The following is a 24,744-nucleotide window of genomic DNA, read 5'->3' as shown; positions in this document are numbered from 1 at the left end:
TGAAGCAACCTGAGTTCAGTTCAGTTTGACTGTAAGGCCGCCGCCCTGCCGTCGACAATGGGCAGGACGTGACCTTGTGGTGCGGCGCTATTCCGCGACCATCCGCACCACGCACCCTTCGATCATCTCGCTGATCTCCGACAGCGGCATCGCGCCTGTCGGCCGGTACCACCGCCAGACACTGACGATCATGCCGAGGACCGCAAGTCCGAGGGTGTGAGCGTCCCGGACCGGGAAGGCGCCCTTCGACATGCCGCGCATCAGCAGGCTCGTCCAGTCCCGCTCGACCATCTGCACCAGCTGGCGCGCCGCGACCCGCTCGGTCTCCTCGCGCTTGGACTTGCGAGGGTTGGCGAGCAGCGACATGTTGGCCTGCAGGATGCGCATCTGACGGATCTCCTGCTCGCTCACCGCGAACGCCGCGCGGACGGCGGCGCGCAGCTCCTCCACGGGGTCCGTCTCCTCGCCCGTGGCCTCGACGAACTGGTCGTGCGAGCGCTGGAGCTCCAGCCGCATGATGGTGAGCAGGCAGTGGGCCTTGGACTCGAAGTAGTGGTAGAGGGCCGTCTGCCCGATGCCGACCCGGTCCGCGACCTCCGACCACTTGGTGTTCTCGTAGCCGTCCTCCCCGAACCGCTCCACGGCGGCCACGAGGATCGCCCCGCGCTTCGACCTGGGCCCCTCCTCCGGATCCACGATCCGTGCCCTCGCCATCGTCTCTCCCTCTCCTTGACGGACCGTACCGATCACCGTCCGGTCGTCCGAGACTAGACCCAAGTTCAAGTCGGGTACGAATCAAGGTTCGGTGGCCCGGGTGGCGCGGCCTCGTGCCCGGTGAAGTCGGGGCGGCGCCCGGCGAGAAACGCCGCCACTCCTTCCCGGCCCTCCGACGACACCGCGGCGGCGGCCAGCTGACGCGCCTCCGCGTCGAGGTGTTCGTCCAGCCCGGTGGCGAACGCCCCGCGAACCAGCCGTCGTGTCACCCCGTACGCGGCCGTGGCACCGCGCGCCAGGCCATCCGCCGTCCGCACCGCTTCCGCCATCAGCCGCTCCGGCTCGACGACCCGGCTCACCAGACCCATCTGCGCCGCCTCGGCAGCCGTGACACGGCGATTGGTCAGCAGCAGGTCCGCGGCCCGCTGCGGTCCGACGAGCCGGGGCAGCGCCCAGCTGACCCCGGCGTCCGGTGTGTACCCGATCGCGGTGTACGCGGCCGTGAAGCCGGCGTCGGCCGCCGCGAGACTCACGTCCGCCGCCGCCACGAGCCCCAGCCCGGCGCCCGCGACGGCCCCCTGCGCGGCGACCACCAGCGGGGCGTCCAGCCCGGCGAGGATCCGCAGCGCCCCGTGGAGCGCGTCGGTGACGTCCGTGAGGTGCGCCGCGAGGCGTTCTCCGGGCAGCGCGGCGAACTCCTTCAGGTCACCGCCGACGCAGAAGGACCGTCCCCGCCCGGTGAGCAGCACCGCCCGCGCCCGCACCTTCTCGCACTCCCGCGCGGCGCCGAGCAGCGCGCGTGCCATCGCCAGGTCGATCGCATTGCCCTCCCCACGGCACATCTCGACCCGCGCCAGACCGCCACCCGCCACCTCGACCAAGACCCTCATCGCACCCTCGGTCCTCGTTGCATTGCTGGCCCTCCTCGCATCGTCGTCCCTCATCGCGCCGTCCACCCACCGTCCACGGTGAGGACGTGCCCGGTGCAGTACGACGACGCGTCCGACGCCAGATAGAGCAGTGCCCCGTCCAGTTCCCCCTGTTCACCGCCGCGCCCCAGCATGGTGCCGCGCTCGACCCAGCGCCGGGACCGCTCGTCGGCGAACAGCCCTTCGGTCATCTCCGAGCGGAACCACCCGGGCGCGAGCGCGTTGACCCGTACCCCCGCCGCGCCCCACTGTCCGGCCAGTTCCCGGGTCAGCCCGACGAGCCCGGCCTTGGACGCGGCGTAGGCCGCACCGCCCAGCGGGGCGCCGGAGACCAGCCCCAGGACGGACGAGACGTTCACGACCGCTCGCGAACGGCCTGAGCCGGAGGTCGGGGCCTCGGTCAGCAGGCGTGCGAGGTGGAAGGGGGCCACGAGGTTCACCGCAAGGACGTCCGCGAAGTCGTCGGCGCTCTCGTCCTCGGCGTGTACGACGCCGGGTACGCCCGCGTTGTTGACGAGGACGTCGATACGACCGCTCTCGTCCCGTGCCGTCTCCATCAGCCGCACGCGGTCCGCCTCCCGCGAGACGTCACAGCCGACGGGATGGATACGCGGGTCCTCGTCGGCGATCCGCTTCAGCTTCTCCAGGCGACGGGCGGCGGCGTAGACGGTCGCGCCGGCCGACGCGAGGACGGTGGCGAACCGGGCCCCGAGGCCGGACGACGCCCCGGTGACCACGGCGGTCCGCCCGTGCAGCGAGAACAGCTGCGCCACCGGATCGGGGGCGGGGGTCACTCCGCCACCCCGATCGGCAGCACGGTCGCCCCGCCGTCCAGGACCAGCGTCTGTCCCGTCATCCAGGAGGAGGCCCCGGACGCCAGGAACAGGGCCGCGTGGGCCACGTCCTCCACCGTCCCGAGTCGGCGCAGCGGCAGTCTGGCCGTGAGGATCGGCTCCCTCGGTTCCCAGACCGCCCGGGCCAGTTCGGTCTTGATCAGGCCGGGCGCGATCGCGTTCACCCGTGCCTTCGGTCCGAGTTCGTAGGCGAGTTGCCGGGTCATGTGCAGCATGGCCGCCTTGGTGGCGTTGTACCAGCCGATGTGGGGGTCGACGACCAGTCCCCCGACGGAGGCGATGTTGACGACCGCTCCCCCGTGCTCGCTCATCCACGCCCGCCAGGCGCATCGGGTCCAGGCGACCATGCCGTACTGGTTGACCCGGACGGTCTTCTCGGCGCGCGGCAGGTCGAGGTCGAGGAGGTCGCCCATGTAGGGGTTGGTGGCCGCGTTGTTGACCAGGATGTCGAGCGCGCCGAGGCGGGACACGGTCTCCTCGACGCAGCGCTCGGCGTCCTCGGGCTCCCCCGCGTTGGCGACGACCTCGTGGACGTCGCCGTCCCCCTTGACCCGCAGCAGTTCCTCGCGCGCCGCGGACAGCCCGGCCGGCTTCCGGGCGGCGATCACCACATGGGCGCCCGCCTCCCGGTAGACCCGGGCGATACCGAGGCCGATGCCCCGCGAGCCGCCGGTGATCAGGGCGACCCGTCCCTGGAGTTGCTGTCCGTTCACGCCGATTCCTCCGGGTACTTGGCCAGTTCACGCCGGGCGACCGTCCGTAGATGCACCTCGTCCGGTCCGTCGGCGATCCGCAGCGCCCGGGTGATCGCGTACAGCCGTGCCAGTACGGTGTCGTCGCTGACCCCCGCGGCGCCGTGTGCCTGAACGGCCCTGTCGACCACCCGGTGGGCGACCTCCAGCGCGGCCACCTTGATCGCGGCGACCTCGGTCCGGGCGGCCGCGTTGCCCGAGGTGTCCATCAGCCAGGCCGCCTTGAGGACCAGCAGCCGCAGTTGTTCGATCTCGATACGGCTGCGGGCGATCCACTCGCGCACGACGCCCTGTTCGGCGAGCGTGCCGCCGAAGGCAGTGCGGGTGAGGGTCCGGCGGCACATCAACTCCAGTGCCCGTTCGGCGAATCCGACCGCGCGCATGGCGTAGTGCATACGGCCGGGACCCAGGCGTCCCTGGGCGAGGGCGAATCCCTCTCCCTCGCCGCCCAGCATCGCCGACGCCGGCACCCGTACCTCCTCGAAGAGCACGTCGCCGTGGCCGCAGCGGTCGGTGTAGCCGAACATCGGCAGATCGCGCAGGACGGTGATGCCGGGGGTGTCGCGCGGGATCAGCAGCATGCTCTGCTGCCGGTACGTCGGTGCGTCGGGGTCGGTCACTCCCATGAGGATGATCAGCCGGCAGTCCGGGTCGAGGATCCCGGACGTGTACCACTTGTGTCCGTCGACGACGTACTCGTCGCCGTCCCGGGTGATCCGGGTGCGGATGTTGCGCGCGTCGGAGCTGGCCACCGCGGGCTCGGTCATGGCGAAGCAGGACCGGATCTCGGCGGCCAGCAACGGCCGCAGCCAGCGCTCTTGTTGCTCCGGTGTGCCGAAGAGGGCGAGCAGCTCCATGTTGCCGGTGTCGGGGGCGGAGCAGTTGAACACCTCGGGCCCGATCACCGACCGTCCGGCCAGCTCGGCGAGCGGCGCGTATTCGAGATGGGTGAGGCCCGCGCCCAGGCCGCCGTGCGCGAGAAAGAGGTTCCACAGGCCCTCGGCGCGCGCCTTCTCCTTCAACTCCCGCATGACCGGGGGCAGTTCGTGTGGGTCGTCGGCCTCGGCGAGCTGCCGGTCGTAGACGGGCTCGGCGGGCAGGACGTACTCCTCCATGAACGCGGCCATGCGCGAACGGAGTTCGTCGGCCCGGAGGGAGAGTCCGAAATCCATGGTGGCGCTCCTTCATGGCCGTCGGGCGAGGATGTGGCCGGCAGTGCGGATCATCTCCGCGATGGTCGGCGGCAGCCGTTCCTGGTCGGGGTCGTGGTGCTTGCCCTCGCGGTGCCGGCGCAGGTTGTGGCCCATGATCGCGGCCATCTTGGTGCGGGCCAGGGCGCGGAACCAGTCGAGGGCGGGAGGTTCGGGACGGCCGTCGAGATAGGCGGTGAGCAGTTCTTCCTCGTCGGGCAGGCCGGGGACGGCGCGGCCCAGCCGGGGGAAGTTGCGGTGGTCGGTGAAGAGGAGGAACCAGGCGAGGTCGATGCGGGGGTCGCCGTATCCCCAGATCTCCCAGTCGACGACGGCGGCCGGTCGTGCGCCCTGGCACAGGACGTTGCCGAGGCGGAAGTCGCCGTGGACGAGGGCGGGTGGCACGCTGTCGGGGATGCGGGCGGCCAGGGCTTCCAGCACGTTCTCGGCTCCGGGGCGGAGTTCGGCCGGCACGGCACGCATGGTGCGACTCCACCTCTCCAACTCCCCTTCCGGGTGCAGAACTTCGGACGTCTCCGCGATCCGCCAGTCGTGCAGGTCGCGCAGCACGTCGGCCAGGGCCAGCATCCGCGTCCGGCACAGTCCGGGATCGAGCCGGTGCTCGTCCAGGACCGGCTCGATCGCCTCGCCGGTGACGAACTCCACGGCGAACCAGGCGGGTTCGTTCTCGTCGGCGGCGACAACGCCCGGCACGGGTACCGGTGACCCGGCGAGGGCGCGCAGCACGCGGGCCTGGCGCAGCACGTCGTTGCGGCCGACGGGGCGTTGGCCCGGCGGCACGGCTTTCACGACGTACGAGACCGGTCCCGCCGTGATGGAGTACGTGAGGCCCGAGTGGCCGCCGGGCAGGGTGCGCAGGTCCCCCGGTGTCTCGCCGGGATGTCGCTCCGTCAGTCGCTCCCGGACCCGTCGCGCGAGTCGGGTCACCTCGGTCGTGGTGGTCAACGTCCGCCTCCCTTCGGTTCCTTGGGCAGGCCCAGCACCCGTTCGGCGAGGATGTTGCGCTGGATCTCGTCGCTGCCGCCGGCGATGCGGTAGCCGGGGGCGCCGAGCAGGTGCTCGGTCCAGGCGAACGTGCCCCACTCCCCCGTGTCGGCGGCCAGTCGCGGCCCGAGGAGTTGCTGGACGAGGTCGGTGGTGGCACGCATCGTCGCGGTGGCATGGAGCTTGCCGACCGATGCCTCGGCTCCCGGTTCGCGGCCCGCCGCCAGTGCCGACGTCACGCGCAGCCCGGTGAGCCGCTGGACGAGGGTGCGGACGAACAGGTCGGCCGCCTGCCGGCGTTCGCTGTCGGTGAGCGGGCGGGGCAGGTGCCGGGCGAGGTCGAGGGCGCGGTCGGCGTTGTCCAGGCCGAGTCCGCCGGAGTCGAGGCGCTCGGCGGCCAGCACGGTCAGCGTGACCCGCCAGCCCTCGCCGACCGGGCCGAGCCGGTCGGTGTCCGGGACGAACACGTCGTCCAGGTAGACCTCGTTGAAGCTGGAGCCGCCGGTCATCTGCCGGATCGGCCGTACGGTGACGCCCGGCGCGTCCATCCGGACCAGGAACACCGTGATGCCCGCGTGTCGGGGCACGTCCGGGTCGGTGCGGCAGACGGCGACGCCCCAGGTGGCGACGCGCGCGCCGGAGGTCCAGATCTTGTGGCCGGTCAGGATCCAGCCGTCGCCGTCCCGTACGGCGCGGGTACGGACGGCGGCGAGATCCGAGCCGGCCTCGGTCTCCGAGAACAGCTGGCAGGCGAGTTCGTCGGTGCGCAGCATCGGGCGCAGCCAGCGCCGCCGCTGCTCCTCGGTGCCCCAGACGCGGACGGCGGGGGCGACGAGCTGCTGGGTGACCGGGAAGATCTCGGTGCGCCGTGGCACGTCGAAGGCCGACTCCTCGGACCGGTACAACTGCTCGTAGTGGGCGGGCAGTTCACGGCCCCCGTACTCCGGCGGCCAGGCGAGCGCGCCCCAGCCCTGGTCGTAACGGGTGCGTTCCCAGTCCCGTGTCTGATCCGTCCTGGCGCGTTCCTCGGCTTCCGTCCAGTTCTCGAAGACGGCCACCGAGTCGTCGCCGCTGCCCCACTCCTTACGTGCGGGGCGCGCCGGTGCCATGCCCTTGAGCCAGCTGCGGGCCTCGGCGCGGAACTCGTCCGGGCCGGGTATGCCGTCCATGGTCCTCCTTTCAGCGGGTCAGCACGGTGCAGGCGCTGACGCCCGGCGCCCCGTAGACATGGGTGAAGCCGGTCGACGGCTCGTTCGGCACCTGCCGCTCGCCCGCCCGGCCCCGCAACTGCTGGACGATCTCGTGGACCTGGCGCAGGCCGGAGGCGCCGATGGGTTCGCCGTTGGCAATGCACCCGCCGTCGGTGTTGACGGGGAGCGAGCCGTCGATCCGGGTCGCCCCGAAGGGGATGAGTGACTCCTGTTCGCCGTGCTCGCAGAACCCGCACTCGGCCAGGTGCATCACCTCGGCGCCGCTCTCGGTGTCCTGCAGCTGGCACACGTCGATGTCGGCCGGACCCAGTCCGGCCTCCTCGAAGGCGTGTTGTGCGGCGTCCGCGCTCACGCTCGTCGGCGTCCCGGGCGGTGCCCAGGGGCTGAACACCTCGAAGGAACCGAACCGGCGGGTCCGTACGACGGCCGCCCGCAGCGCGATCGGTGTGCCGCCGAGTTCGCGGGCCGCGGCACGACCGCACAGGACTACGGCGACCGCGCCCTGGCCGGGCGAGCAGAACATGTACCGGGTCAGGGGGTCGTTGACCATGCCGGACGCCAGGATCTCCGCCGCGTCGAGCGGCTTTCGGCGCCAGGCGTACGGGGTGAGCACGCCGTTCGCGTACGCCTTCTCGGCGACCAGCGCGAGGGTGCGGGCGCTGATGCCGTGGTCGTGCATGTAGCGCTGGATCTTCATGGCGAAGAACTGTGTGGTCACCATCAGTCCGTCGCGGCCGTAGGCCTCGTCGAGTCCCCAGTCGGCGGGCCGTGGGTCGAAGGCGCCGCGCGGGTGTTTGTCGAAGCCGACGGCGAGGGCCACGTCCGCCGCCCCGGACCGGATCGCGTTCGTGGCCGCGACCAGCGCGCTGCCGCCGGTCGCGCAGCCGTTGCGCACGTTGGTGAACGGCACTCCCGTCAGGCCCAGTTCGGCGACCAGTGTGTCCGCGTTCCCGCCGGTGTCGCTGCCGCCGTAGGCGGCCTGTACACGCGACCACGGCAGACCGGCGTCGGCGAGAGCCGCCCGTACGGCCCGCACGGCCAGCTCCCGGCCGCTCACCTCCGTACGGGCGAAGGAGGTGATCCCCACGCCGCAGACGAACACGTCCGCTCCGCTCATACGACGGCTCCCGCGGCCCTCGGCACTCCGTCCCCCGCGGTGACGGTGAGCGGCATGCCGATCTCGGCTTCCTCGGGGCGGATGTCAAGGGCCGCCAACACCCTTACCCCCTCCGGCAGTTCGACGTATCCGACGGCGAACGGCGTGAATCCGTCGGCGGGCGGCGCGTACGGCGGCGACTTGGGCGCGTACCGCTGCACGGTCCAGGTCCACAGCGTGCCCGTGCCGGAGAGCACGACCGGTTCGGCCGGACCCCCGCAGCGCGGGCACGCCGGGCCGGCGGGGTAGACGGCCACCGCGCAGTCCGCGCACCGGGAGCCGCGCAGCCGGCCCCCGGTCCCCGCGCCAGAGTTCAGCGGCCCTTCCACTGCGGTTCCCGCTTGTCCAGGAAGGCCGCCACGCCCTCCGCCGCGTCCTCGGAGTTGAGCATCACGCCGACCGCGAGGTGCTCCATGACCATCAGCGACTGGATGTCGGCGTCGAGGCTGCGGTCGATGGTCATCTTGGTGATCCACATGGTGAACGGGCTCTTGTCGATGAGCTGGTCGGCGAACTCCTCGACCGTGGCGTCCAGCTTGTCGGCGGGTGCCGAGGCGTTGATGAGGTCGAACTCGGCCGCCTCGACCCCGGTGAGCAGCTTGCCGGTGAGCATCAGCTCCTTGGTCTTGCGGACGCCGATCATGCGCGGCACCCGGTAGATCGGTCCGGCGCCGCCGAACAGTGCGCGGCGGATGTGAAAGTCCCCGATCAGCGCGTCGTCTGCGGCGATCGCGAAGTCGCAGGAGATCATCAACTCGAAGCCGCCCGCGGTGACATGGCCCTCGAGGACGGCGATCGACGGGGTCCGCATCGAGTAGAGCCGGTCGCAGACCTTGGCCGACAGCACGGCGACGTCGATGGCGTTGGACCTGCCGACGAAGTCGGCCTTGAGGCTGTCCAGGTCGAACCCGGAGCAGAAGGTGTTGCCTCGGCCGCGCAGTACCAGTACGCGCAGTTCGGGGTCCGCGTCGACCTCGGTGATGATCTCGTCCAGCCGGTTGAGGATCGGTACGGTCACGCAGTTCTTCTTGTGCGGGCGGTTCAGCCAGACCCGCGCCACGTGACCGTCCCGCTCGAACTGGATCTCGTCCTCGACTGCCATGAGCTCCTCCAAACTGAACTGAATTGAGTTCGATTCTGTGGGCAGTGGTTGCCCCTGTCAATGGACCGGCGAGCGGCGACCGCTCCGAGCGATCAGCCGGTACGGCCGGTGCGATCAGCCGGTACGGCCGGTGAGGCCGAGCAGACCGGCCAGGCGCAGCCGGTGGTCGTCGCCCGTGCCGAACAGCGCCTCGTCGGCCCGTGCCCGGCGCAGGTAGCGATGGGCGGGGTGCTCCCAGGTGAAGCCGATCCCGCCGTGGAGCTGGACGTATTCCGCGGTGGCCAGCCGGTAGGCGCCGGTACAGGCCACCGCCGCGGCGCTCGCCGCCACCGATACGTCCGACGTCCCCGACACCGCCCGCTCGGCGAGGCAGGCACTCGCGTACGCCGAGGCCGACCGCGCACCCTCGGCCTCGACCAGCAGATCGGCCAGCCGGTGCTTGACCGCCTGGAACGAGCCGATGGCCCGCCCGAACTGAGTCCGCTGGGACACATACGCCAGCAGGGCGTCCAGGGCATGCGCGATGCCGCCGACGTGCTCGGCCGCCAACCCCACCCGCCCGGCGTCGAGTACGGCGTCGACGACCTCCGCCGCCCATCCGGACTCCCCCACCGGTTCGGCGGGCTGCCCCCGGAGACGGACGAGCGCCTGGCGGCGCGTGGGATCGAGGACCGGGCGGGCGATACGGTCGCAGGTCGCGTCGTCCGGCTCGCAGGCGAACAGCCGCTCCCCGTCCGGTGCGCGTGCCACGACCAGCAGCAGCTCGGCCCCCTCTCCGTCGGGCACGAAATCGGCCTCGCCGCGCAGCACCCAGCCGCCCGCGCCCTGCTCGGCGGTCACGTCCGCCGGATGCAGGAAACCGGCGACCGTCGCCGTGAGCGCACCGGTGGCGATGCCCGGCAGCCAGCGCGCGCAGGCCTGCCGGTCGCCGCCGGCGAGCAAGGCATGTCCGGCGAGGACGACCGTGCTGAGCAGCGGAGCGGGACACAGCACCCGGCCGCTCTCCTCCAGCGCCACGGCGAGGTCCGCGAAGGTGCCGCCCGCGCCGCCGTACTCCTCGGGCAGGGCCAGTCCCTGCACACCGATCTCGGCGGCGAGCCGGTGCCAGAGCGCCCGGTCGTGTCCGCGCGGGCTCTCGGCCTGTCTGCGGACTTCATCGATCGCGCAGGTCTCGGCGAGCAGGTCCCGGAGAACTGCCCGCAGTTGGCGCTGCTCATCGGTCTCCACCAGCAGCGAGGGATCGGCATCGAGCCGGAACATCCACATCTCCTTCGATCGCACCGCCCCAGGGATGCACGGTCGGGCGCGCGGCGGGGGCCGACCATGAACGACCCGTGGCCGCACGCGGCGGACGGGCCCTCACGCCGTGAACCGCCCGCCATTGGCGAGCAGCACGGCCCCCACGAGGTTCGCCGCCTCCTCGCTCGCCAGAAACAGGGCGACATCGGCGATCTCCTCCGGCGTGGCGTACGGACGGACGCGTGGATCGGCGAACCCTCGGCGAAGTGCCTCGGGAGTCCGTGCCGCCATGCCGGTCTCGGTCGGTCCCGGTGCCACCGTGTTGACGCGGACGCCGAAGGCGATCGCCTCCTTGGCGACGGACTGGCTCAGCGCGTGTGCGCCGGACTTCGAGGCCGCGTAGTGCGGATAGCCGGCCTGCGCATCGAAGGCCGAGGAGGAGCCGACGGTGACGACGGCCCCGGACCGGCGTGGCGCCATGACCCGCAGGGCGGCACGCAGCACATGGAACGTGCCGTCCAGGTTGACGCGCATGACGTGCCGCCAGGCGTCGTCGCCGAGTCGGCCCGTCACCTCCGGCGGCCGGTCCGCGACCAGCGCCTCGGCGATCCATTCCTTGGCCGTGGGGTCGTCGACCCCGGCCGCGTGCACCAGGACGTCGAGCCGGCCGTGCCGTCGTACGATCTCGCCGAACGCGGTGTCGACCTGTCTCGGGTCGGCCACGTCGACGGTCAGCGGCTGCGCGCCCCGCAGTTCCTTCGCGACGGATTGCGCCGCGGGGCCGTCGACGTCCGCCGCGAAGACTTCCGCTCCCTGCGCGGCGAGTCGCCGGGCGACCGCCGCCCCGATGCCGGATCCCGCGCCGGTGACGAGCGCGATCCGCCCGTCGAAGCGCCCCGTGTGCTCGCCGCCCATCTGCGGTCACCACCTCATCCCGGGTTACTGAACTGACTTCATTTTTGTTACTGTCGCCCGTATGTCAACAGGCAGGACGAGAGCACTGCGACTGACCCGCTGGGGCGGCCCGCCGATCCTCACCGAGGCGGCACGGCCCGTCCCCACGGGCGAAGAGGTCCTGATCCGGGTGGAGGCGGCCGGCCTCTGCCGTTCCGACCTCCATGTGATCGACGCGCGCGAAGACGATCTCCCCTATCGCCTCCCCTTCACCCTCGGACACGAGGTCGCGGGCCGGGTACTGGAACGCGGTCCGACAGCAGCGGGGCCGACGGTCGGCGAGCGCGTGGTCGTCTACGGCCCCTGGGGCTGCGGGAGTTGCGCAAACTGTGCCGCCGGAGCGGAGAACTACTGCGACCGGCGCGCACTCCTGGATGCCGGGCTTGCCGGTACGGGGGCGGGGCTCGGGCGCGACGGCGGGATGGCCGACCTGATGCTCGTGCCCTCCGGTCGGCTGCTGGTCCCGGTGAACGGCCTGGCCGCCGTGCAGGCGGCGCCCCTTTCGGATGCCGGGCTCACCGCCTATCACGCCGTGGCCACCGTCCGGCCCGCCCTTCGCGACGAGGCGAGTGCGAGCGTGGTCGTCCTCGGCGTCGGCGGGCTCGGGCATCTGGCCGTCCAGGTTCTGCGCGCCACGACGAGCGCGCAGGTGCTGGCCGTTGATGTACGGGAGGAGGCTCTCGCCCTGGCCGCCGAGTGCGGCGCGCACTTCACCACGCTGCTCCACCCCGGCACGGCGGCGGCGCTCCGGAAGCGGACGGGCGGGTCCGGGGCGGCGGCGGTGCTCGACTTCGTCGGCGACCCGTCCAGTCTGGGCCTGGCGGTGGACGTGCTGCGGGCGGGCGGGGAACTGGCCGTGGTGGGCAGCGGCGACGGGGAGCTGACGGTCCGCAAGCCCGGCGCGCTGCCTCCCGGAACGCGGATCTCGTTGCCCTTCTGGGGGACTCTGCCCGAGCTGGAGGCCGTGGTCGGCCTCGCGCTCCAGGGCTCACTGAGGGTGCGCGTCGAGCAGTTCGCCCTCTCCGACGCGGCACGGGCGATCACGCGGCTCCGCTCGGGCGAGGTACGGGGGCGCGCGGTCCTGGTCCCCGACTGACAGGCCAGGCCCCCGCCTGACAACACCCCGGCCCCCGCCAGACACCGTCCCGGTCCCGCCCGACAACATCCCGCCCCCCTGACAACGTCCCGGTCCTCGGCCGGTGCGGCCGAAACCCATCCCGTGCAGCCCGCACCCGCACTCCTATCGACTCCAGAAGTGAGTTCAATTAGTGTCGTGCCCCACACTCGGCAACGCGAAGGCGGTGGGACCCGCTATGGGTGCGGAGACAGTGGATCTGCTGGTGATAGGCGGCGGCATGGCCGGGCTCTCGGCCGCCGCGCGGGTGGCCTCCGAGGGCGGCACCGTGGTCGTGGTGGAGAAGGCGGAACGCACCGGCGGTTCCGCGCGCTTCGCCGGTTTCGTATGGACGACGCCGAGCGTCGAGGAGATGCGCCGGGTCAATCCGGACGGCGACCCGGAGCTGGCCACCGCCCTGGTGGACGGGTTCGCCGACGGGGTGGCCTGGATCCGGTCGCTCGGCGTGGAGTGCCGGCCGCCGGTGCCCGTACTGGGTTTCGGCCGAGGGCACCAGGTCGACACGAACCACTACCTGGACACGTGCGAGCGACTGATCCGCGACCGGGGCCAGGAGGTGCTGACGGGTACCTCGACCCGCTCTCTGGTCACGGAGAACGGCGCGGTCAAGGGGGCGGAGTGTGTACTGCCGGACGGTTCTTCGCGCCGGTTCGACGCCACCTGGACCCTGTTGGCGAGCGGGGGCTTCCAGGGCGACCGGCACCTGCGCGCGGAGCATGTCCACCCGCACGCCGCGGACATGGGGGTGCGGGCCAACCCGGACAGCCGGGGTGACGGTCTGACACTCGGGCGTACGGCGGGCGCGGCGTTCGGCCGGAAGGACGCGGGGTTCTACGGGCACCTGATGCCGGCGGGCGTCTCCCTCGCCGATCCGGCACGCTTCGTCGACCTCGCCCTCTACTACAGCGAGCACGCCCTGCTGTTCGACACGACGGGCGAGCGCTTCGTCGACGAGACGGCCGGGGACCATCTGACCACCATGGCGCTGCTCGAACGCCCGGAGTCCCGCGGTCTTCTGGTCGCCGACGCGCGCGTGCACCGCGAGTGGATCAGCGCCTCGTACGTGGAAGGCATCCCCGGCGTGGACAAGTTCCAGCTGTGCCACCGCGCCGGCGCCCGCGCGGCGGTGGCGGACAGCCTGGACGACTTCACGTCGATGCCCGAGGAGTGGGGCTATCCCGGCGCCACGATCAGGGACCGTATCGAGGAGTTCAACGCCGCCATGGGCGCGGGCGGCACCACGGTGCCCGGCCGGCTCCTGGATCGCCGACCCCTCGACGAACCACCGTTCTACGTCGTCGAGGCGGCCCCGGCGATCACGTTCACCTTCGGCGGCCTGCTGATCGACGCCCAGGCACAGGTCCTGTCCGCGGGCTCCGACGGCCGGACCCCGGTCCCGGGTCTGCTCGCGGCCGGCGCCGACGCGGGCGGGCTGTACCGGCGCGCGTACGCGGGCGGCCTCGCCCCCGCGCTGGTGTTCGGCCTGGCGGCGGCCCGGACCGCGCTCACCGGAACACCGCCGGCCGTCGGCGGCTGAACCCCGTCGCCCTCCGGTCACCGGCGTCCGCCACGACCGCGCGGCACAAATCCCGTGCACGAGGCTTGCCCGCCCGGCGCCGGAATGTCTAGCTTACTGAATTGAGTTCACTTTGACTCTGCGGTTCGTGAGGTGATCATGCAGCTCGCACGCCTGGCGCGAACACGCTCTTTTCCGAAGGAGGGGCTGTGAGTCAGTTCCTGCTCGTCCTGGTCAGCGGCGTGGCCAGTGGAGCCGTATACGGTCTTCTGGGCCTCGGGCTGGTCATCATCTACCGGGCCACGGACGTCGTGAACTTCGCGATGGCCTCGCTCGCGACGCTGGGCCTGTACGTAGCGGTCTCCCTGCACGACCGCGGTGTGGCGACGCTGCTGGGCGTCCTCGCCGCCGTCGCGATCACCGTGGCGGCGGGCCTGCTGGTCCGGGAGACGGTGATCCGGCCGCTGGGCCAGGGGCAGTTGTTCTCCGCTCTCGTCGTGACGATGGGCGTGTCCCTGGTCGCCGAGAGCACGGCCGGATCGATCTGGGGCGACCAGCCCAGGGCTTTTCCCAACCTGGTCGACGGGTCCGTGCGCTGGTCCGGCGCCGCGGTGCCGGTGCAGAGCCTCCTGACCATCGCCGTCGCCGCCGGGGCCATGGCCCTGGTCGGCTATCTCTTCGCCCGCACCACACTCGGCTCCGCCATGCGCGCCGTGGCCGAGTCCGCCGACACCGCCCGCGTGGTCGGGCTGAGCGCGCAGCGCCTGGCCAGGATCTCCTGGGCACTGGGCCTCGGCCTCGCCGCGCTCGCCGCCTGCTTGTACGCGCCCCGCGCCGGCCTGGTGCCCACCGCGCTCGTCGCGCCCCTGTTCCGGGCCTTCGCCGGCATCTTCCTGGGCGGTCTGACCAGCATGTACGGCGCCGTCATCGGCGGGCTGACCATCGGCGTCCTGGACAACCTTGCGGCGAACTACGTCTCCGCCAGCTTCCGGGACACGTTCGTGTTCTCGTTCACCGTGCTGGTCCTGCTGATCCGTCCGCAAGGCATGTTCGGCACCCGCACCTTCCAACGGGTCTGAGGAGTCACGTCCATGGTCTTCAACCGTTCCCTCCTGGCGAGGGCCGCCCTCGGCCCGGCGGCCGGTGCGCTGCTCATGGTGTTCATGGCCGCCGGCGCGATCCCCGCGTACCAGATGTACTCGGTGGGGCTCGCGGCCGTGTACACGATCGTCGTACTGTCGGTCGGCCTGCTCGCCGGCTGGTCCGGCATCTGGTCGGTGGGCCACCCCGCGTTCTTCGCCATCGGCGCCTACTTCGCCGCGTACGGCAGCGGTCACGACTGGTCGCTGGAGGCGGTGGTCCTCGGTGCCGTCGCCACCGGCGCCGCCCTGGGCGCCTTCCTGGGATACGCGGGTGCCCGGTTCTCGATGCTGTACATCGCCCTGCTGACCCTCGCCTTCACCACGGTGACCCTGGAACTGGTCAACCGCTGGAGCGGTGTGACCGGCGGCGACCAGGGAGTGCCGGTGGTCCAGTTGCGCAGCGCGCTCGGTCTGGGCACCGTCCTGGGCGGTGGCGCCGGGGCCCAGTACCTCGCGGTCGGGGCCGCCGCCGTGGTCCTCGCGCTGGCCGTGCCGGCCGCCGCCTCGGGGCTGCGGATGCGGCTGGTGGCCGCCAAGTCGCATCCCCTGGCCGCCCGTACGATCGGCATCGCGCCGGAGGCACAGTCCTCGCTGTCGTTCGCCGTGAGCGGGGCGTGCACGTGCTTCGCGGGCGTGCTGCTCGGGCTGCTCACCGGGTTCGTCAGCCCGGAACCCTTCTCCCTCGCCTTCGGTATCTCGCTGATCGCGGCCTGTGTGCTCGGCGGGGTCGGCACGATCGTCGGCGCCATGGCCGGCGGGATCTATCTCACCTGGAACCCTTCGCTGTCGTCCGCCGTCGGGCTGCCCCAGCCGGTCGTGCAGGGCATCGTCCTGGTCGGAGTGCTCCTCTTCCTGCCCGGCGGAGTCGTACCGTTCCTCGCCAAGCCCGCCCGGAGCGTCCTGCGACGCCTGCCGCGCCGACCGGACTCCGAGGAGCCGTCACCTTCCCAAGCGGCGGAGGACCTGGCACCGGTCGCGCCCCCGTCCGAGGCCGCGGACGGCGCCCCCGTGCTGCTGCACCTGGAGCATGTGTCGGTCTCGTACGGCGGTCTCAAGGCCCTGGAAGACGCCTCGCTGACTCTCCGGCAGAACGAGGTCCTGGCCGTCATCGGTCCCAACGGGGCGGGAAAGACGACCCTGTTGAACGTTCTGTCGGGACTGACCGGCAACGGCCGGGTGAGCGGGACCGCCGACTTCGCCGGTCGCCCGCTCCTCGGGGCCAGGGCCACCGCACGGCGGCGGCTGGGCATCGGCCGTACGTTCCAGCACGCGGAGGTCTTCTCCGAACTGACCGTCGCGGAGAACGTCCTGTGCACCCGCCGCCGTATCACCGCCCGGCATCGGGCCGAGGTCGCGCGGCTGCTGCGCTCCGTCGGTCTGGCGGACGTCGCCGAACGCCGCCCCGCCGAGCTGCCGTTCGGGCTGCGCAAGCGTCTCGACCTGGCCCGTGCCCTGGCCGAGCGACCGAAGCTGCTGATCCTGGACGAGCCGTTCGGTGGCCTCGACACGGCTGAACGCGCCCTGCTGGCAGGGCACATCCGCCGGTTGCACTCCGACGGCACGGCCGTGGTCGTCATCGACCACGTCCTCGACGACCTCTTCTCCGTCGCCCACCGGGTGCTCGCCTTCGACTTCGGCCGCACGATCGGCGAGGGCACCCCGGACGCCGTGCTGCGGGATCCCAAGGTGCGTTCGTCGTACTTGGGAAACGTCGACGGCAGGTCCCGGCCGCCCGAGCACACGGGCGAACGGAGCATGGTCCGGCTGCACGGGGTCGGCCACGCGTACGGCGGCGTGATCGCTCTGCGCGATGTCGAACTCGACGTCCGCCAGGGTGTCGTGCTGGGCATCGCCGGGGCCAACGGAGCGGGCAAGAGCACGCTGGCCGGCATCCTGCACGGCTCGCTCGCGCCGACCCGCGGCGGCCGCGAGACGACCGGCACCGTGCGCACCAGTCTGGCGCCCGAGGGGCGGGCCCTGTTCAAGACGCTGTCCCTGCGCGAGAACCTCGAAGTCGCGGCGTACGCGGCGGGCATCACCGGTCCGTCACTGCGCGAGCGGCTGGAGGAGACGGTGCAGTGGCTGCCGCCCCGGCTGCGCGACCGCATGTCCGCCCCGGCCGGCGCGCTGTCCGGTGGGGAACAGCAGATGCTCGCCATCGCCCGGGCCCTGATCGTCGGGCCGGACGTCCTGATCGTCGACGAACCGGCGCTCGGCCTGGCACCGGCCCTGGTGGACGAGGTGTACGACCGGCTGGCCGGGCTGGCCCGCGACGGTCTGACGGTCGTCCTGCTCGAACAGTTGCTGAGCCGGGCCATGTCCGTGTGCCACGAGGTGGCCGTGCTGCACGAGGGCGTCGTCGCGGCCCACGGGCGGCCGGGCGACCCCGCGTTCGAGGCCCTGGCCGAAGCGGCGTACTTCAACGGCGGCCCGGTGGCCGCCGCTACCCCGGCGGCCGCCGCCGGGACCTCCTGAGTCAAGTCGAAACCCGTTGTGAACGAGGTGGATTGTGTACCGGACAACAAGAAGGTTCCGCCGTGCCGCGGGAACGACAGCAGTGCTGGCCGTGGTGGCGCTGACCGCCAACGCGTGCGCCGGCCAGAACTCCTCCGGAGCCGCCGGCGGCAGCTCCTCTGAGATCCACATCGGGGCGTGGCTCCCGCTCACCGGTGCCACCGCCACGTACGGCGTCGCCGAGAAGGCGGGCGCCGACGCCTACTTCAAGATGCTCAACGCGCAGGGAGGCATCAACGGGCGCAAGGTCCTGTGGACCGTCAAGGACAACGCGGCCGACCCGCAGCAGACCGTGCAGATCGCCCGTGAACTGGTCGGCCAGGACAAGGTCGTGGCCATCGTCAACGCGAACGGCACCTCGCAGGCGGAGGCCGCCTTCCCGTTCGTCCTGAACCAGTCCAAGGTGCCCGTCCTCAACGAGGTGGGCGGCGCCGAGAACTGGTACGAGCCGCCGCGCCCGGGCCTGTTCGGCACGCAGACCCTCTACGAGGACCAGGCCGCGGCGGTCGCCGCCTGGGCGGTGCAGGACGGTGCGAAGAAGATCCTCGTCGTGCACAGCGATCCGGCCGCGTTCGTGGACGTGGCCAAGCAGGTCGAGCCCGTCGCGAAGAAGGTGGACCCGTCGGTCGAGGTGGACCGGCTGCCGGTCAAGTACCAGACCACCGACTACACACCCGTGATCAGCAAGGTGAAGTCCGCCGAACCCCAGGCCGTGATCCTGATCCTCACCTCCCCCGAAGCCGCCGCCTTCCTCAAGGAGGCCGAACTCCAGGGGCTCTCCCTGCCCACGTACGCGTACGCGCCCGTCGCCGCCGAGTCGACGGTCTCGCTCGCCAAGGATGCCGCCGAAGGCCTCAAAGCGGTCCAGTTGGTGAAGCCACCGTCCGACAAGGACCCCTCCGTCCAGGAGTTCCGGACCGCGATGGCCAAGTACGAGCCCGGACAGACCGCCGGCTTCCTCGCCCTGTGGGGCTGGAGCAACGCGAAGGTGTTCGCCCAGATCACGAAGACCATCAAGGGCCCCGTCACGTCCCAGGCCATCACCGCCGCCTATCAGAAGGCGTCCAAGGTGGACCCCGGCGTGTCACCCGTCATGAACTTCAGCGCGAGCAACCATCTGGGCACCCGCAGCGTCCAGCGCGTCGTCGACAAGAACGGTGTCTGGACATCCGTCGGCGACTTCTACACCCCACCCGCACGCGACTGAACGCCCTTCCCGTACCGAATCCCGCTACCCAGCGCTGACAGGCACAACCGACCCGGGTGCAGGCAAGGCCGACCACCCGGGCCGAGGCTCCCCGGCATCCGAGCAGGGCAGCCTCGGCGGGAGAGGACACGGACACGGACACACGGCCCTCGCACGGGCAACCAACGACTGCGGTACGCCCCGATGACGGACTTACTGTCGCGGCGAACTTGTGGGCTGCTCGGGGCTCGGAGGGTGCGCGGGAAGGCGGAGCAGCCGCCTCCCGCCGGAGTCCCCGGTGGAGTCGGTCTCGAAGAGTTGGGCCACCACGTAGAGCGCGGTCGCCAGGGATTCGCCGAGGGGCGGCCCCGCCGCCTGGTCGGGCTGCACGGCCCAGTCCTCGACGGCGACGCGCAACGCGGCGTTGAGCATGCCGGCTTCCACCCGAACCGCGAGGTCGTGCGGAGAGCGGCCCGTGCCCTCGGCGATCACGTCGGCGAACACCCCTTCGGCATCGAAGTGCGCTTCGAGCCAGACGGCGCGCAGCCCTGGCTCGTCTCGGCTGAGCCGCACGAGGTCACGCAGCGCCTCGATGGGTTGTGCGGCGACCGTGCCGGGATCGTCGAAACTCGAGATCGCGTGGGCGAACGAGCCGTCACCCCTCCAGTGGGCCCGCAGACGCTCGGTCACCATCTCGATGCCCGCCGCGAGAAGGGGGCGAACGCACTCCTCCTTGGAACGGAAGTAGCGCCACAGAGTGCGTGTGGAGACTCCCGCGGCGGAGGCGATGTCCTCCGCGGTGGTCGTCGCCACGCCGTGCGCGGCGAAGAGGCGTACCGCCTCGTCGGCGATCTCCATGCGCGTCGCGTTACGGCGCCGTTCCGTCAACGGCGGTCGCCCGGCACGTCCTTGAGGTCTCCCGGACACGCGCCTCCCCCTCGGCTCGGTTGCGCCGATCTTAGTTCACGTCACACTGCGACTTTCTGGCACACTGCGACAGGCGGTGCTACGGTGACGACACCAGCAGGAGACATGAGCATGACAATAGCCCTGCACTCCTGCTGCATCGGCTCACAGGTCCCCCTCCCCACACCGCCGGCCCCGTGGGCCCGCAGCCCATGAGTGGCCCATCCGATGGGACTCCCCATGCCTGACAGTGCTTCCGCTCGGTCCGCGACCGGTATCGGTCGCCGACAACTGCTCGGCGCGGCCTTGTTCGGCGCGACCGCCGTCACCGGATCCGTGGCCGGTGCCACCACGGCACGGGCCACGACCTCCGCGTCGACGCCCCTCTCGTCCGTCCGGGTGACGGAACAGCGCGCGCGAGCCGTCGTCGTGGGCACCGGCTTCGGCGGTGGCGTGACCGCCTTGCGGCTGGCCCAGGCCGGGGTGTCCACCCTGGTTCTGGAACGCGGACGACGCTGGCCCACCGGCCCGAACGCCACCACGTTCTGCCGCTTCGCCACCATGGACAACCGGTCCGCGTGGCTCACCGACCACAGCGTCATCCCCGGCGTGGACAAGACGTGGACGCCCTACACCGGTGTCCTGGAGGCCGTGGCGGGCGACGGCATGACCGCCATGTGCGGGGCCGCGGTCGGCGGCGGGTCGATCATGTACCACGGGATGACGTTGCAGCCGGGCGAGGAGGAGTTCGCCGCGTCCCTCCCCGTGGCGGCCGGCCTGTACGACGATCTGGACCGGTGGGCCTACCCCACCGTGGCCCGCGCCCTGGGCATCTCCACCATTCCGTACGACGTCCTGGCCAGCGATCCCTACGCGTCGTCCCGGCTGTTCGAGAGCACCGCACCCGACGCCGGCCTCACGCCGTTCCATGTGCCGCTGCCCATCGACTGGAGTTATGTCCGCGGCGAGTTGTACGGCCAGTACGAGGCGACGTACACCACCAGCGACATCGCCTTCGGCGTCGACAACGGCGGCAAGCACTCGATCGACGTCACCTACCTCGCCCAGGCCGAATCGACCGGACTCGTCGAGGTGGCGCCCCTGCACGTCGTCCGTGACATCGCGCTCGACGCGAATCAGCGCTGGGTGCTGTCCGTCGACCGCATCGACACCGGGGGAACCGTCCAGGAAACGAAGCGGATCGTCGCCGACGCCGTGTTCCTCAACGCCGGCTCCCCCGGCACGACCCGGCTCCTGGTCAAGTCGCGTGCCAAGGGCCTGGTGCCCGACCTGCCCGACGCCATCGGCACGCAGTGGGGCAACAACGGCGACCGGATCTACGCCTGGATCGGGATGGACGGGGACATCGGCACCCAGCAGGGCGGCCCCGCCTGTGTGGGCGGCCGGGCCCAGGACAGCCCGATCCCGCTCACCATCGTGCACGCCGGGTCCCCGATCCAGCAGCCGGGCGTCAAGGCGATGTCGGTCATCGGCTTCGGCGTCGTGGAGGCCGCCGGCAGTTGGGCGTACGACGCGGACAAGGACGACGCCGTACTGACCTGGCCGTCCTCCGGTGACGCCGCGCTGCAACAGCTCGTCGCGGCACGCATGCAGGCGCTCGCCCAGGCGGGCGGGGGCATGATGATCGACACCAACGCCGCGGCGCCGTCCACCTGGCACGCCCTGGGCGGAGTGCCCATGGGCGACGCCGTCGACCTCCAGGGCCGGGTTCTGGGCCATCGTGGCCTCTACGTCCTCGACGGCGCCCGGATCCCCGGGTCCACCGGTGCCTGCAACCCTTCCATGACCATCGCGGCCCTCGCCGAGCACAGCATGGCGGCGATCGTCCGTCAGGACGTCGGGCGCGTCTTCTGAGAGGCGGCCGGGCTTCGTCCACGCAGGTGCCTCAGGTGTGGACGAGGCCCGGCGGTGCTGCGGTTCCGCCCTGTGTCACCTGGTCCCGTCGCGGAGCACGGTGTCGACCATGCAGCGTGCGAAGGTGGTGAGTTCCTCCGGGTCCTGCCGTCCGAACGTCGAGGTCCACAGGGCGAACCGGCCGAAGAGCGCCGACCAGAGGGTGATGGCGGCGTGCTTGGTCCCCTTGGGCCAGCTCAGACCTTCGTCCTCGCAGGTATGGAAGGCGTCCAGCCACTGCTGCCACAGGTCGAGGGAAGGGTGCTCCTCCCGCGGCACGCCGAAGGCGGTGGCGTCGTAGCCGAACATGAGGCGGTAGACACCCCGCTGGGTGCGGGCGAACTCGCAGAAGGCCTCCGCCTGTGCTGTCAGCCTCTCCCGTGCGTCGCCTCCGTGGGCCGCCGCCTCGGCGTCGGCGTCGCGCATGACGGTCACGAGGCGCTCGTACCCGTCCGCGACGACCGCTCGGGCCAGCTCGTCCTTGTCCGAGAAGTGCAGGTACATGCTCTGGGCGGCGATGCCGACCTCGCGTGCGACCTCGCGCAGGGAGACGGGGAGGGCGTCGTTCGCCACCTTCTCGTCGAGCAGGCGGGCGACTGCCGCGAGGATGTCCTGGCGCAGACGCTCGCCCTGGCCCCGGGGGTTGCGACTTCGTACGGTGGCGGTTGGCTGCTCATTCACCTTTCTCATTGTGTCGCATGGGCCGGCGGGCGGGTGGTCCGGCCGGACCACCCGCCCGATGTCGGCTACGCCGCCCCGAGGACACGGGTGGCGGTGGCCATCGCCTGACCCGCCGCGGGATAGCCGATGTACGGGACGGTGTGCAGGACGGCTTCCATGATCTCCTCCGGGCTGAGTCCGTTGGCCCGGCCCGCCATGACGTGGTTGCCGATCTCCGTCTGATGCCCCTGGGCCATCAGCACACCCAGGGTGATCAGGCTCCGGTCACGCCGGGTGAGCCCCGGACGGGTCCAGATGTCGCCGAAGACATGCTCCAGCGCCAGCCGGCCCATGCCGGCCACGGCCCCTTCTCCCGCCTGCATGGCCTTCATGTTCGCGGCCAGGAAGTCCTTGCCCAGCATCTCCGCGACGACGCCTTCGCCCGCCGCCCGCCGCGCGGCTGCCGTGAGGTCCGCGTCAGCAGCGCCGACGGACTCGGCGTCCTCTGCGCCCTCGGTCTGGCTCATGCCGGTTCTCCGTTCTCGGGTGCGGTCAGGCGGGACAGCATGCCCAGGCCGGTGGCGGTGGTGGTCCCGGCGTCCACGGGAAGCACCGTGCCGGTGATCCACCGTGACTCCGGGCCGGTCATGAACAAGGCGGCCCAGGCCAGGTCCCAGGCGGTGCCCTCCCGGCCGAGCAGGTTGGCCTTGCGGCGCAGTTCCCGGCCCTGCACGCCGCCCTGGTCCCCCATGGGGGTGTAAAGGTGACCGGGTACCAGGCAGTTGACGCGGATGTTGTCCGGTCCCCAGGCATGGGCGAGGTCGACGGTCATGGACTGCAGGGCGCCCTTGCTCGCGCCGTAGGCGCCGGTGCCGAAGCCGCGCAGGCCGGCGATGGAGGAGATGTTGACGACCGCGCCACCGCCGCTGCGCACGAGGTGCGGGTGGGCGGCGCGGGCCACCAGCATGGGGGCGGTGGCGTTGACGGCGAAGACCCGGTCCCAGTCGGCGCGGTCCACGGTCCGGATGTCGCCCCTGGGGGTGACGGCCGCGTTGTTGACGACCGCGTCGAGCCGGCCCGCCATGAACGCGAAGGAGTCCACCGCGTCGCGTACGGCGTCCTCGTCGGTGATGTCGGCCACCACGGTGACGGCCTTGCCGCCCTCCCCCTCGATCCGTGTGCGGGTGTGCGCGGCACGCTCCTCGCTGACGTCGAGGATCCCGACCGTGGCCCCCTGCGCGGCCAGCAGCAGGGCGGTCGCGGCTCCCGTGCCGAGGAAGTCGCCGCTGCTGCCGGCGCCCGTGATCAGCGCGGCGTGGCCCGCCATACGGCTGCCGTGGCCGTCGAGGTAGCCGCCGACGGCGTACGTCCCGGCGCTCACCAGGTCACCGGCAGGGTCTTGAGGCCGTACACGGCGGTCTCGCTCTTGAAGTCCAGCTCGTCCTTCTCGACGGCGAGTCGCAGCCCGGGGATCCTTTCGAGCAGGCGGGGCCAGGCCACCTCCATCTCGACGCGCGCCAGGTTCTGGCCGAGGCACTGGTGGGTGCCGAAGCCGAAGGCGATGTGGTTGCGGGGGTTGCGGCCGATGTCGACCTGGTCGGCGGGGCACTCGTCCGTGTTGAAGGCGCGCGGGTCGTGGTTGCCGGCGACCAGCGAGACGATGACACCCTCGCCCTCGCGTACCAACTGCCCGCCGATCTCCACGTCGTCGAGAGCCACACGGCGCGGGTTCACGGCGACGATGCTCCAGTACCGCAGCATCTCCTCGACGGTGCCGGCCGCCAGTTCGGGGTGGGCGATCAGCCGCTCGCGCTGGCCGTCGTCGACGAGCAGCGCGGTCAGGCCCAGACCCAGCATGTTCGCGGTGGTCTCGTGCCCTGCTCCGGTGAGGAGCGCGACCAGACCGGGCATGGTCTCGGGCGGGAATCCGTCCGGCCCGGAGTGATCGGCGAGGAGGCGGCTGATCATGTCGTCGCCGGGCGCGCGGCGCTTGCGCTCGATGAGGTCCGTGTAATAGGCGATCGCCGCCACCTGTCCCTGGACGCGCTCCTCGTGGGTGGCGGTCAGGTCGGTACCGAGGTCCGCGTGCTTCTGGAAGACCTCGCGGTCCTCGTAGGGAACGCCCAGGACGAGGCAGATGGCCCGGGACGGCAGGGCGAGCGCGAACTCCTGGACGAAGTCGACGGGCCCCTCCTTGGCGAGGATGCCGTCGATCAGCTCGTCGGTGATCCGCAGGAGTTCGTCGCGCATCGCCCGGGTGCGCCTGACACTGAACTCCCGGGTGAGCATCTGCCGCAGCCTGGCGTGCTCGGGGTCGTCGAGGCGGAGGAAGAGGCCGCCCTGCTCGTCGCGCTGAGTGGACCAGTCGAGGGGGTACGCGGGGTGGCGCACGTCGGCGCTGAAGGACTGGCTGCCCAGCACGGCCCGCACGTCCTCGTGCCGGGTGGCGAGCCAGTGCTGCGAACCGTCCCAGATGGTGACCTTGTGCAGACCGCCGGCCTCACGGAACTCGACGTGCTGGGGCGGGGCGCTGAAGGGACAGCTGCGCGGGGTCGGGAAGAAGGGAACCTCGTTGTCGGGTACCGGGGTGGGGGGTGCGGAGGTGGTCATGTCGCCTTGCCTTCCTTCGAACGTCTTTGTTCTGCAGAGGAGTTGTGGAACCGAC

Annotated in this window: 23 protein-coding genes; 6 read left to right on the top strand and 17 right to left on the bottom strand. The window is 71.6% G+C overall.

Going from position 1 to position 24,744, the window contains the following annotated elements; genetic code table 11:
- Positions 1–87: 87 nt before the first annotated feature.
- The 12 genes from ACGFZS_RS21845 to ACGFZS_RS21790 all read right to left on the bottom strand — a co-directional run bounded on the left by ACGFZS_RS21845 (position 88) and on the right by ACGFZS_RS21790 (position 11,067).
- Positions 88–714, bottom strand: a complete 627-nt coding sequence (locus ACGFZS_RS21845; RefSeq protein ID WP_393796524.1) for a TetR family transcriptional regulator — start codon at positions 712–714, stop codon at positions 88–90.
- Positions 715–779: 65 nt separating this feature from the next.
- Positions 780–1,604 carry an enoyl-CoA hydratase/isomerase family protein gene (locus tag ACGFZS_RS21840; RefSeq protein WP_393796523.1) on the bottom strand — a complete coding sequence of 275 codons (825 nt, stop codon included), beginning with the start codon at positions 1,602–1,604 and terminating at the stop codon, positions 780–782.
- A 50-nt stretch (positions 1,605–1,654) separates the two neighbouring features.
- Positions 1,655–2,437 (bottom strand): SDR family NAD(P)-dependent oxidoreductase, encoded by a 783-nt coding sequence (locus ACGFZS_RS21835; RefSeq protein WP_393796522.1) that lies wholly within the window; start codon positions 2,435–2,437, stop codon positions 1,655–1,657.
- Complete coding sequence (locus ACGFZS_RS21830) at positions 2,434–3,210, bottom strand: SDR family oxidoreductase (protein ID WP_393796521.1); 777 nt, start codon at positions 3,208–3,210, stop codon at positions 2,434–2,436. Before ACGFZS_RS21830 ends, ACGFZS_RS21835 begins: the two co-directional genes overlap by 4 nt.
- A complete protein-coding gene (locus ACGFZS_RS21825) occupies positions 3,207–4,421 on the bottom strand; it encodes an acyl-CoA dehydrogenase family protein (protein WP_393796520.1) in 1,215 nt (404 codons plus the stop codon). Before ACGFZS_RS21825 ends, ACGFZS_RS21830 begins: the two co-directional genes overlap by 4 nt.
- Positions 4,422–4,433: 12 nt before the next feature.
- Positions 4,434–5,405 (bottom strand): phosphotransferase family protein, encoded by a 972-nt coding sequence (locus ACGFZS_RS21820; RefSeq protein WP_393796519.1) that lies wholly within the window; start codon positions 5,403–5,405, stop codon positions 4,434–4,436.
- The gene (locus ACGFZS_RS21815) at positions 5,402–6,613 is read right to left on the bottom strand and encodes an acyl-CoA dehydrogenase family protein (RefSeq protein ID WP_393796518.1); all 1,212 of its coding nucleotides are present in this window, start codon (positions 6,611–6,613) and stop codon (positions 5,402–5,404) included. The genes ACGFZS_RS21820 and ACGFZS_RS21815 overlap by 4 nt, the downstream gene beginning before the upstream one ends.
- Before the next feature lie 10 nt (positions 6,614–6,623).
- Entirely contained in the window at positions 6,624–7,772 is a 1,149-nt protein-coding gene (locus ACGFZS_RS21810) for a thiolase family protein (protein ID WP_393796517.1), read from the bottom strand.
- Positions 7,769–8,140, bottom strand: a complete 372-nt coding sequence (locus tag ACGFZS_RS21805; RefSeq protein ID WP_393796516.1) for a Zn-ribbon domain-containing OB-fold protein — start codon at positions 8,138–8,140, stop codon at positions 7,769–7,771. Before ACGFZS_RS21805 ends, ACGFZS_RS21810 begins: the two co-directional genes overlap by 4 nt.
- Positions 8,125–8,913: an enoyl-CoA hydratase/isomerase family protein gene (locus ACGFZS_RS21800; protein ID WP_365681579.1), complete on the bottom strand. Its 789-nt coding sequence runs from the start codon at positions 8,911–8,913 to the stop codon at positions 8,125–8,127. Before ACGFZS_RS21800 ends, ACGFZS_RS21805 begins: the two co-directional genes overlap by 16 nt.
- A gap of 114 nt (positions 8,914–9,027) precedes the next feature.
- Positions 9,028–10,173 (bottom strand): acyl-CoA dehydrogenase family protein, encoded by a 1,146-nt coding sequence (locus tag ACGFZS_RS21795; protein WP_393796515.1) that lies wholly within the window; start codon positions 10,171–10,173, stop codon positions 9,028–9,030.
- Positions 10,174–10,272: 99 nt separating this feature from the next.
- A complete protein-coding gene (locus ACGFZS_RS21790) occupies positions 10,273–11,067 on the bottom strand; it encodes an SDR family NAD(P)-dependent oxidoreductase (protein WP_393796514.1) in 795 nt (264 codons plus the stop codon).
- 61 nt (positions 11,068–11,128) lie between these two features.
- Here ACGFZS_RS21790 and ACGFZS_RS21785 point away from each other — a divergent pair, with 61 nt between their 5' ends.
- From ACGFZS_RS21785 to ACGFZS_RS21765, 5 genes are all read left to right on the top strand, one after another.
- Positions 11,129–12,202, top strand: coding sequence for an alcohol dehydrogenase catalytic domain-containing protein (locus tag ACGFZS_RS21785; RefSeq protein ID WP_393796513.1), 1,074 nt, complete (start codon positions 11,129–11,131; stop codon positions 12,200–12,202).
- Between the two features lie 217 nt (positions 12,203–12,419).
- Positions 12,420–13,778 carry an FAD-dependent oxidoreductase gene (locus ACGFZS_RS21780; RefSeq protein WP_393796512.1) on the top strand — a complete coding sequence of 453 codons (1,359 nt, stop codon included), beginning with the start codon at positions 12,420–12,422 and terminating at the stop codon, positions 13,776–13,778.
- Positions 13,779–13,966: 188 nt separating this feature from the next.
- A complete protein-coding gene (locus ACGFZS_RS21775) occupies positions 13,967–14,836 on the top strand; it encodes a branched-chain amino acid ABC transporter permease (RefSeq protein WP_355721450.1) in 870 nt (289 codons plus the stop codon).
- A 12-nt stretch (positions 14,837–14,848) separates the two neighbouring features.
- Positions 14,849–17,374 carry an ATP-binding cassette domain-containing protein gene (locus ACGFZS_RS21770; RefSeq protein ID WP_393796511.1) on the top strand — a complete coding sequence of 842 codons (2,526 nt, stop codon included), beginning with the start codon at positions 14,849–14,851 and terminating at the stop codon, positions 17,372–17,374.
- Positions 17,375–17,456: 82 nt separating this feature from the next.
- Complete coding sequence (locus ACGFZS_RS21765) at positions 17,457–18,620, top strand: ABC transporter substrate-binding protein (RefSeq protein WP_393796510.1); 1,164 nt, start codon at positions 17,457–17,459, stop codon at positions 18,618–18,620.
- Between the two features lie 192 nt (positions 18,621–18,812).
- Here ACGFZS_RS21765 and ACGFZS_RS21760 read toward each other — a convergent pair whose 3' ends face one another.
- Positions 18,813–19,457, bottom strand: coding sequence for a TetR/AcrR family transcriptional regulator (locus ACGFZS_RS21760; RefSeq protein ID WP_393796509.1), 645 nt, complete (start codon positions 19,455–19,457; stop codon positions 18,813–18,815).
- Positions 19,458–19,745: 288 nt separating this feature from the next.
- On the opposite strand from ACGFZS_RS21760, the gene ACGFZS_RS21755 reads away from it, so the two are divergent.
- Positions 19,746–21,380, top strand: coding sequence for a GMC oxidoreductase (locus ACGFZS_RS21755; RefSeq protein ID WP_393796508.1), 1,635 nt, complete (start codon positions 19,746–19,748; stop codon positions 21,378–21,380).
- 75 nt (positions 21,381–21,455) lie between these two features.
- Here the strand turns inward: ACGFZS_RS21755 and ACGFZS_RS21750 are convergent, their stop codons facing one another.
- From ACGFZS_RS21750 to ACGFZS_RS21735, 4 genes are read right to left on the bottom strand one after another with little or no spacing between them, the layout of a single operon-like run.
- Positions 21,456–22,109 (bottom strand): TetR/AcrR family transcriptional regulator, encoded by a 654-nt coding sequence (locus tag ACGFZS_RS21750; protein ID WP_393796507.1) that lies wholly within the window; start codon positions 22,107–22,109, stop codon positions 21,456–21,458.
- 56 nt (positions 22,110–22,165) lie between these two features.
- Positions 22,166–22,606: a carboxymuconolactone decarboxylase family protein gene (locus tag ACGFZS_RS21745; protein WP_393796506.1), complete on the bottom strand. Its 441-nt coding sequence runs from the start codon at positions 22,604–22,606 to the stop codon at positions 22,166–22,168.
- Entirely contained in the window at positions 22,603–23,460 is an 858-nt protein-coding gene (locus ACGFZS_RS21740; protein ID WP_393796505.1) for an SDR family NAD(P)-dependent oxidoreductase, read from the bottom strand. The genes ACGFZS_RS21745 and ACGFZS_RS21740 overlap by 4 nt, the downstream gene beginning before the upstream one ends.
- Positions 23,457–24,689: a cytochrome P450 gene (locus tag ACGFZS_RS21735; RefSeq protein WP_393796504.1), complete on the bottom strand. Its 1,233-nt coding sequence runs from the start codon at positions 24,687–24,689 to the stop codon at positions 23,457–23,459. The genes ACGFZS_RS21740 and ACGFZS_RS21735 overlap by 4 nt, the downstream gene beginning before the upstream one ends.
- Between the last annotated feature and the right edge of the window lie 55 nt (positions 24,690–24,744).

The organism is Streptomyces sp. NPDC048288, assembly GCF_043201555.1.
Lineage (GTDB): Bacteria > Actinomycetota > Actinomycetes > Streptomycetales > Streptomycetaceae > Streptomyces.
This window is presented reverse-complemented; position numbering and strand designations above follow the sequence as displayed.

What these genes read in the sequence shown, in the direction of transcription:
- ACGFZS_RS21845 (WP_393796524.1), bottom strand. Translation starts at nt 714, where the DNA reads ATGGCGAGGGCACGGATCGTGGATCCGGAGGAGGGGCCCAGGTCGAAG.
- ACGFZS_RS21840 (WP_393796523.1), bottom strand. Translation starts at nt 1,604, where the DNA reads ATGAGGGTCTTGGTCGAGGTGGCGGGTGGCGGTCTGGCGCGGGTCGAG.
- ACGFZS_RS21825 (WP_393796520.1), bottom strand. Translation starts at nt 4,421, where the DNA reads ATGGATTTCGGACTCTCCCTCCGGGCCGACGAACTCCGTTCGCGCATG.
- ACGFZS_RS21815 (WP_393796518.1), bottom strand. Translation starts at nt 6,613, where the DNA reads ATGGACGGCATACCCGGCCCGGACGAGTTCCGCGCCGAGGCCCGCAGC.
- ACGFZS_RS21810 (WP_393796517.1), bottom strand. Translation starts at nt 7,772, where the DNA reads ATGAGCGGAGCGGACGTGTTCGTCTGCGGCGTGGGGATCACCTCCTTC.
- ACGFZS_RS21800 (WP_365681579.1), bottom strand. Translation starts at nt 8,913, where the DNA reads ATGGCAGTCGAGGACGAGATCCAGTTCGAGCGGGACGGTCACGTGGCG.
- ACGFZS_RS21795 (WP_393796515.1), bottom strand. Translation starts at nt 10,173, where the DNA reads ATGTTCCGGCTCGATGCCGATCCCTCGCTGCTGGTGGAGACCGATGAG.
- ACGFZS_RS21790 (WP_393796514.1), bottom strand. Translation starts at nt 11,067, where the DNA reads ATGGGCGGCGAGCACACGGGGCGCTTCGACGGGCGGATCGCGCTCGTC.
- ACGFZS_RS21785 (WP_393796513.1), top strand. Translation starts at nt 11,129, where the DNA reads ATGTCAACAGGCAGGACGAGAGCACTGCGACTGACCCGCTGGGGCGGC.
- ACGFZS_RS21780 (WP_393796512.1), top strand. Translation starts at nt 12,420, where the DNA reads ATGGGTGCGGAGACAGTGGATCTGCTGGTGATAGGCGGCGGCATGGCC.
- ACGFZS_RS21770 (WP_393796511.1), top strand. Translation starts at nt 14,849, where the DNA reads ATGGTCTTCAACCGTTCCCTCCTGGCGAGGGCCGCCCTCGGCCCGGCG.
- ACGFZS_RS21760 (WP_393796509.1), bottom strand. Translation starts at nt 19,457, where the DNA reads ATGGAGATCGCCGACGAGGCGGTACGCCTCTTCGCCGCGCACGGCGTG.
- ACGFZS_RS21755 (WP_393796508.1), top strand. Translation starts at nt 19,746, where the DNA reads ATGCCTGACAGTGCTTCCGCTCGGTCCGCGACCGGTATCGGTCGCCGA.
- ACGFZS_RS21750 (WP_393796507.1), bottom strand. Translation starts at nt 22,109, where the DNA reads ATGAGAAAGGTGAATGAGCAGCCAACCGCCACCGTACGAAGTCGCAAC.
- ACGFZS_RS21745 (WP_393796506.1), bottom strand. Translation starts at nt 22,606, where the DNA reads ATGAGCCAGACCGAGGGCGCAGAGGACGCCGAGTCCGTCGGCGCTGCT.
- ACGFZS_RS21735 (WP_393796504.1), bottom strand. Translation starts at nt 24,689, where the DNA reads ATGACCACCTCCGCACCCCCCACCCCGGTACCCGACAACGAGGTTCCC.